General features: G+C 70.4%; 12 protein-coding genes and 3 pseudogenes. 6 read left to right on the forward strand and 9 right to left on the reverse strand.

What is annotated here, in order from left to right:
- Positions 1–6 precede the first annotated feature (6 nt).
- A complete protein-coding gene (locus tag ACFTZL_RS05600) occupies positions 7–822 on the forward strand; it encodes a TIGR02452 family protein (RefSeq protein WP_382578693.1) in 816 nt (271 codons plus the stop codon).
- Here ACFTZL_RS05600 and ACFTZL_RS05605 read toward each other — a convergent pair.
- The 4 genes from ACFTZL_RS05605 to ACFTZL_RS05620 form a co-directional block, all read right to left on the reverse strand.
- A complete protein-coding gene (locus ACFTZL_RS05605; RefSeq protein WP_382578643.1) occupies positions 807–1,253 on the reverse strand; it encodes a type II toxin-antitoxin system PemK/MazF family toxin in 447 nt (148 codons plus the stop codon). The two genes, ACFTZL_RS05600 and ACFTZL_RS05605, sit on opposite strands and share 16 nt — an antisense overlap.
- Positions 1,254–1,295: 42 nt before the next feature.
- Positions 1,296–2,801, reverse strand: a complete 1,506-nt coding sequence (locus tag ACFTZL_RS05610) for an SPFH domain-containing protein (protein ID WP_382578646.1) — start codon at positions 2,799–2,801, stop codon at positions 1,296–1,298.
- A gap of 134 nt (positions 2,802–2,935) precedes the next feature.
- On the reverse strand, positions 2,936–3,154 hold the full coding sequence (locus tag ACFTZL_RS05615) for a hypothetical protein (RefSeq protein ID WP_382578648.1): 219 nt from the start codon (positions 3,152–3,154) through the stop codon (positions 2,936–2,938).
- 20 nt (positions 3,155–3,174) lie between these two features.
- On the reverse strand, positions 3,175–4,599 hold the full coding sequence (locus tag ACFTZL_RS05620; protein WP_382578651.1) for an amidase: 1,425 nt from the start codon (positions 4,597–4,599) through the stop codon (positions 3,175–3,177).
- A gap of 215 nt (positions 4,600–4,814) precedes the next feature.
- On the opposite strand from ACFTZL_RS05620, the gene ACFTZL_RS05625 reads away from it, so the two are divergent.
- From ACFTZL_RS05625 to ACFTZL_RS05640, 4 genes and pseudogenes are all read left to right on the forward strand, one after another.
- Positions 4,815–6,203, forward strand: coding sequence for a glycoside hydrolase family 43 protein (locus tag ACFTZL_RS05625; protein WP_382578653.1), 1,389 nt, complete (start codon positions 4,815–4,817; stop codon positions 6,201–6,203).
- Between the two features lie 282 nt (positions 6,204–6,485).
- Positions 6,486–6,737: pseudogene (locus ACFTZL_RS05630) on the forward strand (deoxyxylulose-5-phosphate synthase); the annotation flags it as partial.
- Positions 6,738–6,871: 134 nt separating this feature from the next.
- Positions 6,872–7,013: pseudogene (locus tag ACFTZL_RS05635) on the forward strand (IS5/IS1182 family transposase); the annotation flags it as partial.
- Positions 7,014–7,135: 122 nt separating this feature from the next.
- A pseudogene (locus ACFTZL_RS05640) lies at positions 7,136–7,222 on the forward strand (IS5/IS1182 family transposase); the annotation flags it as partial.
- 105 nt (positions 7,223–7,327) lie between these two features.
- On the opposite strand, the gene ACFTZL_RS05645 reads toward ACFTZL_RS05640, so the two are convergent.
- The gene (locus ACFTZL_RS05645; RefSeq protein WP_382578655.1) at positions 7,328–8,047 is read right to left on the reverse strand and encodes a hypothetical protein; all 720 of its coding nucleotides are present in this window, start codon (positions 8,045–8,047) and stop codon (positions 7,328–7,330) included.
- Between the two features lie 340 nt (positions 8,048–8,387).
- Here ACFTZL_RS05645 and ACFTZL_RS05650 point away from each other — a divergent pair, with 340 nt between their 5' ends.
- The gene (locus ACFTZL_RS05650) at positions 8,388–8,588 is read left to right on the forward strand and encodes a hypothetical protein (protein WP_382578658.1); all 201 of its coding nucleotides are present in this window, start codon (positions 8,388–8,390) and stop codon (positions 8,586–8,588) included.
- 291 nt (positions 8,589–8,879) lie between these two features.
- Here ACFTZL_RS05650 and ACFTZL_RS05655 read toward each other — a convergent pair whose 3' ends face one another.
- The 4 genes from ACFTZL_RS05655 to ACFTZL_RS05670 are packed head-to-tail and all read right to left on the reverse strand — an operon-like array spanning position 8,880 to position 13,374.
- Positions 8,880–11,486: an amino acid adenylation domain-containing protein gene (locus ACFTZL_RS05655; protein ID WP_382578661.1), complete on the reverse strand. Its 2,607-nt coding sequence runs from the start codon at positions 11,484–11,486 to the stop codon at positions 8,880–8,882.
- 38 nt (positions 11,487–11,524) lie between these two features.
- Entirely contained in the window at positions 11,525–12,349 is an 825-nt protein-coding gene (locus tag ACFTZL_RS05660) for an SDR family oxidoreductase (RefSeq protein WP_382578663.1), read from the reverse strand.
- A gap of 33 nt (positions 12,350–12,382) precedes the next feature.
- Positions 12,383–13,111, reverse strand: coding sequence for a thioesterase II family protein (locus tag ACFTZL_RS05665; RefSeq protein WP_382578667.1), 729 nt, complete (start codon positions 13,109–13,111; stop codon positions 12,383–12,385).
- A 50-nt stretch (positions 13,112–13,161) separates the two neighbouring features.
- Positions 13,162–13,374 (reverse strand): MbtH family protein, encoded by a 213-nt coding sequence (locus ACFTZL_RS05670; protein WP_382578669.1) that lies wholly within the window; start codon positions 13,372–13,374, stop codon positions 13,162–13,164.
- Between the last annotated feature and the right edge of the window lie 15 nt (positions 13,375–13,389).

Consider the following 13,389-nt stretch of genomic DNA (forward strand, 5'->3'; position numbering starts at 1 on the left):
GGCGCCGTGAGCGCGCGCCTGCGCGGTATCGCGCGGCAGACGGAGCAGATCGTGCCGGCGGGGGCCTACCGGGCGCCGAACGGCCGCGAGGTGTCCATCGCCGGGGAACTGAGGGCGGCGCGGGAAGGCACGCGCCTGTACGGGCCGGAGCCGGTACCGGTGCCCTCCGTTCGGGTGACCGAGACGCTCGTCGAGGTCACGGGCGAGAGCAGCCTGGAGGCCGCCCGCCGACTCGGCGGGGACGTGGCCGTGCTGAGCTTCGCCTCGGCCCGTAACCCCGGCGGCGGCTACCTGAACGGCGCCCAGGCCCAGGAGGAGGCCCTGTGCCGGGCCTCCGCGCTGTACACCTGCCTGCTCGAGGCCCGCGCGTACTACGACCACCACCGCGCCCACCGCGACCCGTTCTACACGGACCGTGTCATCCACTCACCCGCCGTGCCCGTCTTCCGTGACGACCGGGGCGGGCTGCTGGACGAGCCGTACACCGCCGGCTTCCTGACCTCGCCCGCGCCCAACGCGGGCGTGGTGCTGCGCACGGCACCCGAGCGGGCCCCCGAGCTGCCGCGGGCCCTGGCCGTCCGGGCCGAACGGGTCCTGGAGACGGCCGCCGCCCACGGCTACCGCAGGCTCGTGCTGGGCGCCTGGGGCTGCGGGGTGTTCCGCAACGACCCGGCCCAGGTGGCGGGGGCGTTCCGGGCGCTGCTGGAGCGCGGCGGACGGTTCGCGGAGACCTTCGAGCACGTGGCGTTCGGGATCCTGGACCGGACGCCGGACCGTGCGGTGCTTGGCGCCTTCGAGAAGACCTTTCAGGTCCAGCCGTAGCGTTCCTGCAGCCGGCGCCTGACCAGGTTGAACCGCATACGGTCCAGCGCGCAGGCCTCCCGGCGCATGCCGTCCTCGTGCAGGCGCAGGACCCGGTCCACGTCGACCCATGACTCCCGGCCGGTGCGGTCCCACGGCCCGCTGCCGATCGGCACCCACTCCCGGTCGCCGTCGTGCCGCTTGCTGGACAACTGCACGGCAAGGAAGGTCCCGGCGGGCTCGCGGGCGACCACGAGCACCGGGCGGTCCTTGCCGCGCCCGTCGTTCTCCTCGAAGGGCACCCAGGTCCAGACGATCTCGCCGGGGTCGGGGTCGCCGTCGTATGCGGGGGAGTACTCGGTGCGTACCCTGCCGACCGTGCGAGGCGCGGCTTCGGTGGTGGCGGTGGGGCCGTCGCGGCCCGGGGCGTTCCCGTCGGTAAACGTGCTCACGGGGGCACCTTAGAGGCTGCCCCCGTGACCGCGCCCGACGGGTCACTCGTCGTCCATCGGAACCTTCCGCGCGGGTGGCGTGCCGTTGAGGGGCGAAGCTCCGTTGAGGGGCTGCCCGTTCTGGCTCGTACCGTTCTGGTTCGTTCCGTTCTGGTTCATCGACGCGAGCAGCTGGCGGGCCAGGCCCAGCCCTGTTCCGCCCATGGTGAGCGCCTTGGCGAACATGTCGGCCATGCCGTCGGCGCCGTTGAGGACCACCATGTTGTCGACGTTGCCGAAGGCGGACGCTCCGGCCTTGACGATCTCCGGCCAGTTCTCGGCGAGTTGCTGGGCGACGACGGCCTCCTGGTTCTCGGCGAGGGCGGCGGCGCGGGCCTTGATGGCCTCGGCCTCCGCGAGCCCCTTCGCCTTGGCGGCCTCGGCCGCCGCCAGCCCTCTGGCCTGCGCGGCCGCCGCCTCGGCCTCACCGGTGGCCCGGGTGGCCTGCGCGGCCGCCTCACCCCGCGCCTTGGTCGCCTCGGCCTCGGCACCCGCGGCCGTCTTGACCCGGGTCGCCTCGGCGCCGGCCGCCAGCTCCGTCTCCTTCGCCTGGGCCTGCGCCCCCGAGATCCGCGCGTCGCGCTCCGCCTCGGCCAGGGTGCGCGTCTCGTAGGCCGCCGCGTCGGCGGGCTTGCGGACATCGGCCTGGAGCTGCTGTTCGCGGCGGTGCGCCTCCAGCTCCGCCACCCGTGTCTCCTGGACGACGACCTCCTGACGGGCCCCGGCCTCGGCGAGGGGACCGGCCTGCCGGGCCTTGGCGGCGGCCTTGTCGCGCTCGGCCTGATAGCCGGCCTGGAGGATCTCGCTGTCCCGGGTGGCTTCCGCCATTCGGGCGAACGACTGCTGCTCGGCCTCGGTGGCCAGCCGGTTCGCCTCCGCCTGCGCGATCCGGGCGTCCCGCTGCACGGCCGCCGCGTGCGGCATGGCCAGATTCCGGATGTACCCGGTCGGATCCTCGATCTCGTGGATCTGCAGCGAGTCCACGATCAGGCCCAGCTTCTCCATCTCGGTTCCGCACGCGGCCCGCGTCTGACCCGTGAGCTTCTCCCGGTCCCGGATCATGTCCTCGACCGTCAGCCCGCCCACGATGGACCGCAGATGACCTGCGAACACGTTGTGCACCCGCTCCGACATCAGCTTCTGCTGGTCGAGGAACCGGCGGGCCGCGTTCGCGATCGACACGAAGTCGTCGCCCACCTTGAAGATGACCACGCCCCGCACCTTGAGCGGAATGCCCTGGTGGGTCACGCAGTCCACCTGGAGTTCGGTCTCGTTGAGGTCGAGCGAGAGCTTGCGCACCGCCTGCACACCGGGCATCACGAGCGTGCCGCGCCCGGTGACGATGCGGAAGCCCATCCCCTCCTCGATGCCCTCCGTGCGGTGCTTGGAACCCGAGATGATCAGTGCCTCGTTGGGTTCGGCGACCCGCCACATGAGCTTGAACAGACCGATCACAACGAGCACGGCGGCAACCGCCGCCCCTGCCACGACGCCGATGACCATCGGCATTCGCCCCCTTTGGATGGTGCCCTCTCGGCACCGAACGAAGGGGAGTGTGCTCCTGCGCGGGGCCCGGGTACAGCCGCCCGCCCATCCTTGTCCAAACCTTGACGCGTACGGCTCTCACCTGCGTCGCAGCGGGCTCAACTGTCGTACGCCGCCGTGACGTAGACGGTCCTCGGGGGCAGGTACTCGACCACCGTCACGACCGTGCCCGGCTCGATGCGGTCCGTCGAGGAGGCGGGGTGGGCGAGGAAGTGCTCGGCGCCGCCGCGCACGCGGACGATCACCTCGCCGACCAGCCCGGGCCCGATCGTTCCGGTGACCCGCCCCATGAGCCCGATCATCGACACGTCCGCCATGACAGACAGCGTACGGTCGCTCAGGCGGCAGCGGAATGTGCCGTGACCGGCGGCGACGGCCACTTCTCGTACCAGCGCAGCTCCGCCTCCAGTTGGGCCGCCACCTGCACCAGAAGCGGCTCGCTGTCGGCCGGCCCCAGCAACTGCGCCCCGACGGGCAGGCCGTCCGCCGTGAACCCGGCGGGCACGTTGACCCCGGGCCAGCCCAGCACGTTCCACGGCCAGGCGTACGGACAGGCGGCGATCATCGCGCGGTCGGTGGCGAATCCGCTGAGTTCGAGCAGGGCGCCGATGCGGGGCGGGGGAGCGGCGGTCGTGGGCGCGAGGACGACGTCGTACGAGGTGAAGAACCCTCCGATACGGCGGTGCAGAACGGCCTCCGCCCGCCGGGCCGCCCGCAGCGGGGCCCCGCCGAGCAGCCGGCCCAGCCGGGCCGCGTCCCGGGTGCGCCGGTCCAGCAGCGCCGGGAAGGGCGCCTCGCCCACCCGCTCGGCGATGCCGGCCGTCGCACGCGGCACGAAGGTCAGCCCGATCCGCCCGTACGGCGGATCCGCCTCCTCGACCGTGTGCCCCAGCGCGGCCAGCCGCTCGGCGAGCTCGACGATCCGGGTCCGGACTTCTGCACGCAGCCGGGCGGGCACCGCCGTGAACGGCGGCTTGAGGGAGAGCGCGATCCGCAGCCGCCCGGGATCGCGGCCGACGGCCGCCGACGCGTCGACGGCCGGGGGCTGGTGCGGGTCCTGCGCGTGGTTGCCGCTCGCCGCGTCCAGCAGGAGGGCCGCGTCGGCGACCGTACGGGCCAGGGTGCCGTTGACGGTGATGCCCTGGAAGGACTCGCCGCGCGGCCAGGTGGAGACCCGGCCGCGCTGCGGTTTGATGCCGATCAGATGGGTCCACGCGGCCGGGATCCGCACCGAGCCGGCCCCGTCCGAGCCGAGCGCGGCGGGTACCAGCCCGGCGGCGACCGCGGCGGCCGATCCGCCGGACGATCCGCCGGGCGTGTGCTCCGTGCTCCACGGGTTGCGGGTCGCGCCGAAGGCGGGCCCCTCGGTGAAGGGCCACTGCCCGAACTCGCAGGTGTTGGTCTTGCCGATGATCACGGCCCCGGCCGCGCGCAGCCGCCGTACGGCCTCGCCGTCCTCGGCGACCGGCGGGAACTCCCCGCAGCAGCCGAAGGCGGTCGGCTCGCCGGCCACGTCCATGTCGTCCTTCACCGCCACGGGGACGCCGAGCAGGGGCTTGCGCCCGCCCGTGGCCAGTTCCCGGTCAGCCGCTTCGGCCTCGGCGAGCGCCGCCTCGGCCCGGACGATCCGGAAGGCGTTGAGGCTGCCCTGCGTCGCCTCGATCCGCGCCAGCGTGAGCTCCACCAGGGCGCGGGACGTCACCTCCCCGGCGGCCAGCGCTCGGGCGGTCTCCGCCAGGCCTGCGGCGCGGTCGAGCGTCATGCGGACACCTCCGGAAGCGTGTGGTCTACCGAACGGTAACGTCCGGTGGCCGGTGGCGGAACGGCGGCGACGGAAGTGGATGTTCACCGATCCTCTCTGGGCTCTGCGGCTCTCGTACAAAACCATTGACGCACTTCTGCCTCAGCTCTACCTTCTGACCGACTTTCCGAACCTTGTTCGGTATTTCGACCCCCTGAGTCGAGAGCGAGCCGCACATGACACCCCGACCCGTCACCCCGTCCCGCCGTACCCTGCTGCGCGCCCTGGCCGCCCTGCCCGCCTCGGCGCTGCTGCTCGGCGAGACCCCCGGACTGCTCGGCAGCGCCCTGGCCGCCGCGCCCCCGAACGGCTCGGCCACCCGCTACACGATCGTGCCGTTCCTCAACAGCGACGACGGTACGGTCAACGTCTACCAGTCGGACGACGCCACCGACTTCCGGCTGCTGCGCTCCTCCGCGTACAGGCCACCGGCGGGCCGGATCCGCGACGCGAGCGTCCTCAGACACACCGACGGCTTCTATTACGTCACCTACACGACGCACACCTGGCAGGACACCAGCACCACCATCGGCTTCGCCCGCAGCTCCGACCGCGTCAACTGGACGTTCCTGTACGACTACACCGTCCCCATCGCGAACCTCTCCCGCGCCTGGGCGCCCGAATGGTTCGTCGACAGCGACGGCAGCGTCAACGTCATCGTGTCCTGCTCCACCACGAACGACGAGTGGATCTTCACACCGTACCGGCTGAGGGCCACGAACTCCGCCCTCACGGCGTGGAGTTCACCGGTCGCGCTCTCCGGCATCGGCGCCAACCACATCGACACGTTCATCGTGAGGATCGGCTCGACGTACCACGCCTTCCCGAAGAACGAGACGACGAAGTACATCGAGTACGCCACCGCCTCTAACCTCACCGGCCCGTACACGATCCGCAGGACCGGCGACTGGGCGGGCTGGGGCAGCTACCGCGAGGGCCCCGCGCTGGTCCAGTTGGACAACGGCGGCTGGCGCGTCTTCTTCGACGGCTACGGCGACGGGAACTACTACTACAGCGACAGCCACGACACCTTCGCCACCTGGTCGGCACCGGCCGCGCTGCCCGCGATCTCCGGAACGGCACGGCACTTCACCGTGGTCAAGGAGACGGTCTCGGGCGGCCCGAGCCTGGCGCGGAACACCACCCGCTCCTTCCGGTCGGCCAACTACTCCACCCGCTACTGGCAGCAGCAGTCGGCGCTCCTCAACCTGCCCGTGGTCAGCGGCTCCAGCACCACCGCGGAGAAGCAGGCCGCCACCTTCACGGTCGTCGCGGGCCTCGCCGACGCGAACGCCTGCTCCTTCCGCGACGCGGCCGGCAACTACCTGCGCCACTGGGACTTCCGCGCCCGCTTCGACCCGAACGACGGCACGAGCACGTTCGCCAAGGACGCCACGTTCGTCCTCCGGACCGGCACGGCGTCGGGCTCCGTCCGCTTCGAGTCGTACAACTACCCGGGGCACTACCTGCGCCACTACGCCTACCAGCTCCGCGTGGAACGCTCGAACGGAACGGACCAGTTCCGGCAAGACAGTTCGTTCGTGCCGGTGGCGTCTTGGGCCTGACGTGCACCCTTCCTGACCTGGGCAATCATGCCGGAGAATTCGGAGTACTTCCTTCCGCTTCCCGTGGTTGCCCAGGAGTTCCCGGCCTTGTGTGCACTAGCTGGAGCGGAGGGTTCCTCCAATGGGGAGGCGTACCAGGGGGTGCGGTCGGCGGACCTGCTGAGCGATGAGGAGCGCCACCTGCTGTACGCGGTGGGCTTGGACCTCAACACCGCGTTCCTCACGGCTGTGGCCCGCGCGGGGGCTCCTGCCTGGACACTCGATGTCCTTCAATTCGTTGGCCGGACCTGTCCTCGCTGTGCGGAGCCGCTGATCCACGCAGGTTCGGCGTTCGCCGTGCCCCGGCGGCGGGATGTCGCGGCGTGGCGAACACTGACGGTGCTGCTGAACGCGGGTGTGAGATTCCACAAGAGCTGCTGCGGCGGGCCTGGAAATCGCCCCCGGACCCTGCGTGAGGTAAGCGAACGGATGACGTACGCGCAGCGCAGCGGCGAGCCGATCGCGCACGCGCTCATCCGGCGGGACGTGGGGTGACAGACGGGGTGGGCGAACTCTCGACTGGCCAACTGGGGTGCTCAGTCACTTTCGGGGTCTCGCCGGCCACCGCGCACCGTCGGTTCCCCGCGTGGACTGGTCGCCCGCGATCGTCGATGCCGCGTCGGTGCGGGCGAAAGGGGGGCACGCCGACCGGGCCGAATCCGGTCGATCGCGGCAAGAAGGGCAGCAAGCTGTATGTGCTGTCCGAGGTCCAGGGCCTGCCGCTGGCCGTCGCGGTGTCCGGCGCGAACCTGCACGACAGCGAGGCGTTCGAGCCGTTGATTCTCGGCATCCCCGCCGTCCGTTCCCGGCGCGGACCACGCCGGAGGAAGCCGGTGAAGGTCCGCGTGGACAAGGCGTACTACCACGGATGGCCCGTCCCGGTATCGAGTCGTGGTGAGCGGCTCGGACGGCGCCGCTGGAAGATCGAGCGGTCGATCTCCTGGCTCTTCGGCTACCGCCGCCCCACCGTCCGGTACGAACCGCCTCGCCGCCACCCTGACCTGCTACTGGAGACTCGCCAAACAGAGGGCGAACCCCGTCAAGGACGTGGCCAATCTCAACTCGCGCGTTTCTGCACCTGGTCCTCAGCGTTCTCGAAGCTCAGCAGTCTTCCGCGGATCGTCCGCCAGAATGCAGGCCGCGAGCTGCCGTGCTTGTTCCTCCGCGGACTGGTCGTGGGTGACGAACAATTCGTACCCGTAGGAACGTGCACGCTCCCCCGGTGCCTGGACCTGATGGAACTCGACATCGACCCCCTTGGGGCTGGTGAGCTCCTCGGGGGCGTCGGGCTCCTCGCGTCGTGGCCAGACACCCGTGAGGACGCAGCCCCACTGCTCGAACCAGCCGCTGCCCGTAAGGGTCTGCTCGAGCAGCCGGGCAACGGTGTCGACCGGCTCTTCCCAGCTGCGGTCCGCTGCGGCCCGCGCGAGTTCGGCTTCGTACTGGGCAGCATTGAAGCGGATGTCCGCGGGAACGGCAGTGATGTTGCTGGTGTTTTCCCAGGCGTCCCAGATCACCCGGTCGCCCTCGCGGCGCATGGTGACGTACAGAGCGCCGCAGCAGCCGGCGGTGCAGGTCGGCTCGGTGATCATGACTTTGCGCGGCTCCTTCGTGACCGTCAGCGGCCAGCTCTCGGCCGGGCCTGTCCAGTGTCGGCAACTGAGTGCCACCCCTTCCGGGTGGACTCCCCTCAGAACGTCTACGCCGTCGATTAAGGGTCGAACCTCGGCCCATGGGTCCGCCGCCCAGTCGTCCGGGATCCTGTGCTCCAAAGTCAAGGTACTGATCGCCATTTGATCGGTCATACTCACATGATCGGCTGACGCCACGCAGCCGCATACTCATTTCCTGGGCGTGATCAGCCTCGACTGGTCGTGCCAGGGCAGCCACCGCTCGTGATCGAGTAGCTCGCCGAACTCACCACGTGAGACACGCTTTTGCTCTCCTCAGCATCGAGCGAGCTGAAAGCGCTCACCGACATGAAACCGGGCGCTCGCACCTCTCGATCGCTTCGAGCGCCCGCTCCCACTCGGGGTGGCCGTTCAGGGCGCCGGGACGCTTCGCGGGGTGTCGATCCGAGCAGCAACCAGGTGAGCGTGAAGATCAATGACGGCGTGTTCTCTGCCGAACGGGCCCGGATCGACCATGCTGACCGCCGGGCACTGCGTGATCGGCGGCAACTACACCTGGTTCCGGTACGGAGGCAACATCAAGCTGGGTTCCCAGGTCGACTGGAGCTTTGAGCCGGGAGACTGCACCATCCAGTACAAAGACGGGTCCGAGGGGCAGATCACGAATTCGCAGTGGGCCTCGGACAAGAGAGAGCTCTTTCCGCATGGCCACTAATCGGGTCACGACACCGACGCATCGGCACAGGAGCCTTTTTGTCTTCCTGTCCTGCCGCATTCGACTTACCTCATGACCCTGTTCGAGTAAGGCACCATGCTCATCGTCACCCGGAAGGGGTTCATGGCTCGTCTGGCAGGGCCTTCGCGAGCACAAGGGCTGGGTCTGGATCGGCGCCTGAGTCGTCGCACTCGGCCTGTGCGGTGTGGTCGCCACCTTCCAGAGCGACGACGACTTCGGCCGTATTCTCGCGGCGTACGGAGTCGACGCACTTCGCGGGCGCCGCGCCCCTCACCTGTCCGAAGACCTGAGACTCCCAACCGATTCGCGGATCGTCGGGTGACGGTACAGCTCCCGCAGGCGCAGGGGCGGGAGGCCACGGGTGCGTAGGGCGGCGGTGATGCGGACGGCGAAGAGGGAGTTGCCGCCGAGTTCGAAGAAGTCATCGTCCGGGCCGACCGGGACGTCAAGGACGTCGCTCCAGATCTCTGTGAGCGTCGTCATGAGGTCATCGGTTGCCGCAGGCGCCTTCGAGGGGACCGCCTTCCGTGGTGCCGGCGGGCGGCGGACCGAGGGGAGTCGTGTGGTGTCCAGTTTGCCGTTGGGCGTCAGCGGGAGCGTGTCCAGAGGCGTGACCGTGGCGGGGAGCATGTAGTCGGGCAAGATGCCTGCGGCCCGTTCGCGGATCGTGGTGGGGTCGGCCCCGGGCGACAGGACCACGTAGGAGTCGATCCTGGCTGTGGCGGCGTCGGTCGGGTCATCGCGGCGTACGACGACGGCCGCGGTGCGCACGTCGGGGTCCTCCAGCAGGACGGAGCGGATCTCGTCGAGTTCGATGCGGAAGCCGCGGATCTTGACCTGGCTGTCGATACGGCCGAGGTGTTCGAGGCGTCCGTCGGGACGCAGGCGGCCCAGGTCGCCACTGCGGTACATCGTGCCGCCGGTGAAGGGATCCGGTACGAACCGCTGGGCCGTCAGTTCCTCCTGGCCCAGGTAGCCGAGTGCCACTCCGGCACCGCCTACGTAGATCTCGCCCGCGACTCCAGGGGGGAGGAGACGTCCGTACTGGTCCAGCACATACATGTGCCAGCCGGGCAAGGCGTGGCCGACCGAGCGGGTGGAGGCGAGCGCCAGTTTCCGGGTGAGGGTCTGCTCGGTGACATGGACGGTGGTCTCCGTGATGCCGAACATGTTCACCACGCGGCAGGCGGACTCCGGGTGCCGGTCGAACCAGCGCAGCAGCACCCGGGCGTCGAGGGGTTCGCCGCCGAAGACGACCACCCGTACGCCCACCTCCGTGTGGTCCACCTCCAGTAGCTGTGCGAAGGCCGATGGGGTCTGGCTGAGCACGGTGACCTTCTCGGCCACGAGCAGATCGCGGAAGCGGTCCGGCTCACGGGAGACGAAGTACGGCACCACGACCAGCCGTGCGCCGGTCAGCAGGCAGCCCCAGATCTCCCACACCGAGAAGTCGAACGCGCTGGAGTGGAACCACGTCCATACGTCCGCCCCAGTGAGCGCGTATTCGTCGCGCGTCGCGTCGATCAGGGCGATCACGTTCCGGTGCGGTACGACGACGCCCTTGGGGCGGCCGGTGGACCCGGAGGTGTAGATGACGTAGGCAGGGTCGTCGGGCGACGGGGGCGGCAGGCTCGTGCCGCTCGCCTCGTTGAACAGGTTGAACAGTTCGTCCGGCGTCACCTGAACGCACCCCGCCGCGGCCGGGAAATCGGGAAGCCGAGTCACCACCACACCCAGGTCCGCGTCCCGTGCCGTGTGGGCGAGCCGGTCCGCCGGGTAGGCGGGGTCGACGGGCACGTAGGTCGCGCCGGCCTTCAGTACGGCGAGCAGGGTGACGACGAGTTCGGCGGAGCGTTCCAGGCATACCCCCACGCGGTCGCCACCGGAGACGCCGAGCGCCCGCAGGCCTGATGCCGACCGGGCCGCTTGCTCGTCGAGTTCGCGGTACGTCAGGTGGGCCTCGCTGTTGGTCACAGCGATGCGGTCCGGACCCGCGGCGACGACTCGGGCGAATGCCTCCGCCACGCTCGTCGGCGTGGTGACCAGGGCACGGGACGGGCGGCCGAGTGCCGCCGTGCGGGTTCGCTCGGCCTCGTCGAGAAGCTCGACCTCGTCCACCCGTGTCTGTGGGGCGTGCAGAACCTGTTGGTGTACGTGTACGAGGTGCCGTACGAACTGTGCGGCGATCTCCGCCGAGACATGGCTGCTCCGGTGGTCGCAGCGCAGCCGCAGACCGCCGGAGTCCCGGAAGACGGAGACGGTGAGCGGGAACGGGGGCGCGAGGCAGGGCACGTACTCGCGCCGGCCTCCACCCTCGCCGACCCCACGGTTGTCGATAGCGTTGCCGAACAGCAGACCTGCGAGCGCCGGGCCGGACGCGAGCGACGGCTTCGACTCGCCGAGCGTGGCGGCCGGTTCGACGGTGAAGGCGCCCTGGTCCGTGCCGATGACCGGCTGGGTCTCGGGGTCGTAGCGGTGCAGGGTGACGGCGAGTGCCGTGAGCCAGCTCGCCTCATCGCCTTCGTGTTCCAGGGGGAAGGCGAAGGCGGTGTCGGGGCCGTCGTCGGCCAGGCCCCAGGCCGGAGCGGGCGCGGGAGCGGGCGCGACTGCCGTACGGCCGGGGCCGTGTCGCGGGGCCACGACGATCAAATCGGACAGGCCGTCGGCGTACCGGAGGAGGACCTGGCGGGGACCGCGGGCCGGGCGGGCGAGTTCGGTGGCGCGGCGGCGTTCGGCGAGCGGGTCCGTGGACGGAACGGGGACGTCCTCGATCCACAGCCCGTGTCGGCCGGTGGGTTCCTGGGAGGGGGTCTGGCGGACGCGCATCGCGTGGCAGGGGGCGGGGGCGGGGAGGGGGTCGGGCAGCGAGGCGGACATGGCCGTACTCCTTGGTGCTGGGAGACCGGGAAGGGCGCTCAGCGGATGCTGAATCCGCCGTCCACGGTCAGGACCGACCCGGTGATCTGCCGTGACTCGTCCGAGGCGAGGAAGACGACGGCGGCGGCGACGTCCTCGGGTTCGATCAGCGCGTTCATGGGCTGTGCCTTGACGAAGGTCTTCTCGTGTTCGTGGACGGGCACTTCGAGCGCCCTGGCGATCTCGGCGAGCATCCGGCCCTCGGCCTGCGCGTCGTCGCGCACCGAACCCGGGCAGACCGCGTTCACGCGTACTTTCGTGGGTGCGTAGTCGAGCGCGGCGGCCTTGGTGAGGCCGATGACGGCGTGCTTGGCGGCGACGTATCCGGCGAAGTGCCGATAGCCCACCAACCCTGCCGTCGAGGCCACGTTGACGATGCTGCCGGCGCGCTGGGCGCTCATCGCCTTGCCGACCTCGCGGATCACCCGCCAGGCCCCGGAGAGGTCCACGTCGATCATCAGGGACCATTCGTCCTCGTCGATCTCGTGCACCGGTTTGCCCGAGGGCGCGGCGATACCCGCGTTGTTGACGGCGACGTCGATCCGGCCGAACCGGTCCTCGGCGCGTGTCACGGCCTCCCGTACGGCCCGCAGGTCACGGATGTCGGCCTCGGAGGTGAGGACGGCCGCGCCCGCCTCCCGGCACAGCGTGGCGGTGTGCTCCAACTGGCCCGGCGTGCCCAGCGGATAGGGCACGCCCGGCAGGTCGGCGCAGATGTCCAGGAGGGTGAGGTCGGCGCCCTCGGCCGCGCAGGCGACCGCGGCGGTCCGGCCGAGTCCGCGGGCGGCGCCGGTGATGAGGACCGACTTGCCTTGCAGACGCATCGGGTGCTCCTTGGGAGTTGTGAGGGAGAACGCTCAGCGCAGCGTCGAGACGATGAGGCCGACCAGGGCGGGCGCGGACTCGGTCAGATACATGTGGCCGCCGGGGAGCTCGACGTACTCGAAGCGGCGTCCGGTCGCCTTGTTCCAGGACGCGGCGTCGTCGTGGGTGCAGAGGTCGTCGTCCTTGCCGCGGACGACCGTGAGGGGCGCCTCCAACGGGAGGTGGGTGCTCGGTACGTAGTTCTCGTGCATCTCGACGTCGGCGCGCAGGGTCGGCAGTACCAACTCACGCATCTCGGGGTCGTCGAGCGCGGGGTGGCTGTAGCCCGCCAGCTCGCGGACACGGGTGAGGAAGTCCTCGTCGGAGAGACCGGTGGCCCGCTGTTCACGACCCCGGTCGGGCACCGGCGACCCGCTGACGAAGAGGTGGACGAGCTCGACGCCGGGCTCGGCGACCAGACGGTGGGCCAGTTCGAAGGCGAGTACGGCACCAAGGCTGTGCCCGAAGAGGGCCACCCTGTGGTCACCGGCGCCGAGCCGATCCCGCAGCTGGGCCATGAGTCCGTCGACGGCCCCGTGGACGTCCCGGTGGGGCTCGTCGTCGATCAGCCTTTCACGGCCGGGCAGTTGCAGAGGCAGGGTCTCCAGAGCGTCCCCGGCCAGGGCGGCCCAGGGGCGGTAGAACGAGGCGCCCGCTCCGGCATACGGAAGGCACACCAGCTTGATGGTGCCTGCTGCGTCGGTCTGGTCATCCATGGGCATGGCCGTCGGTCTCTCCTTGGTGGGGTTGTACGGGGCTCGCTGGTCCGGGGTCACTCACCCATAGCCTCGATCAGGCTCGTCGGGCGCATGTCGGTCCAGTGCTCGTTGACGTAGTCCACGCAGGACTGACGGCCGGCGGCGCCGTGGGCGACCGTCCAGCCGGCCGGCACCTCGGCGAACGAGGGCCACAGGGAGTGCTGGCCCTCGTCGTTCACCAGGACGAAGTGCTCGATGCTGTCGTCGTCGAAGGGGTTGGTGGTCATCTCTCTCCTCCTGGG

It is taken from the genome of Streptomyces sp. NPDC056948, from assembly GCF_042674225.1.
GTDB classification, from domain to species: domain Bacteria; phylum Actinomycetota; class Actinomycetes; order Streptomycetales; family Streptomycetaceae; genus Streptomyces; species Streptomyces purpurascens.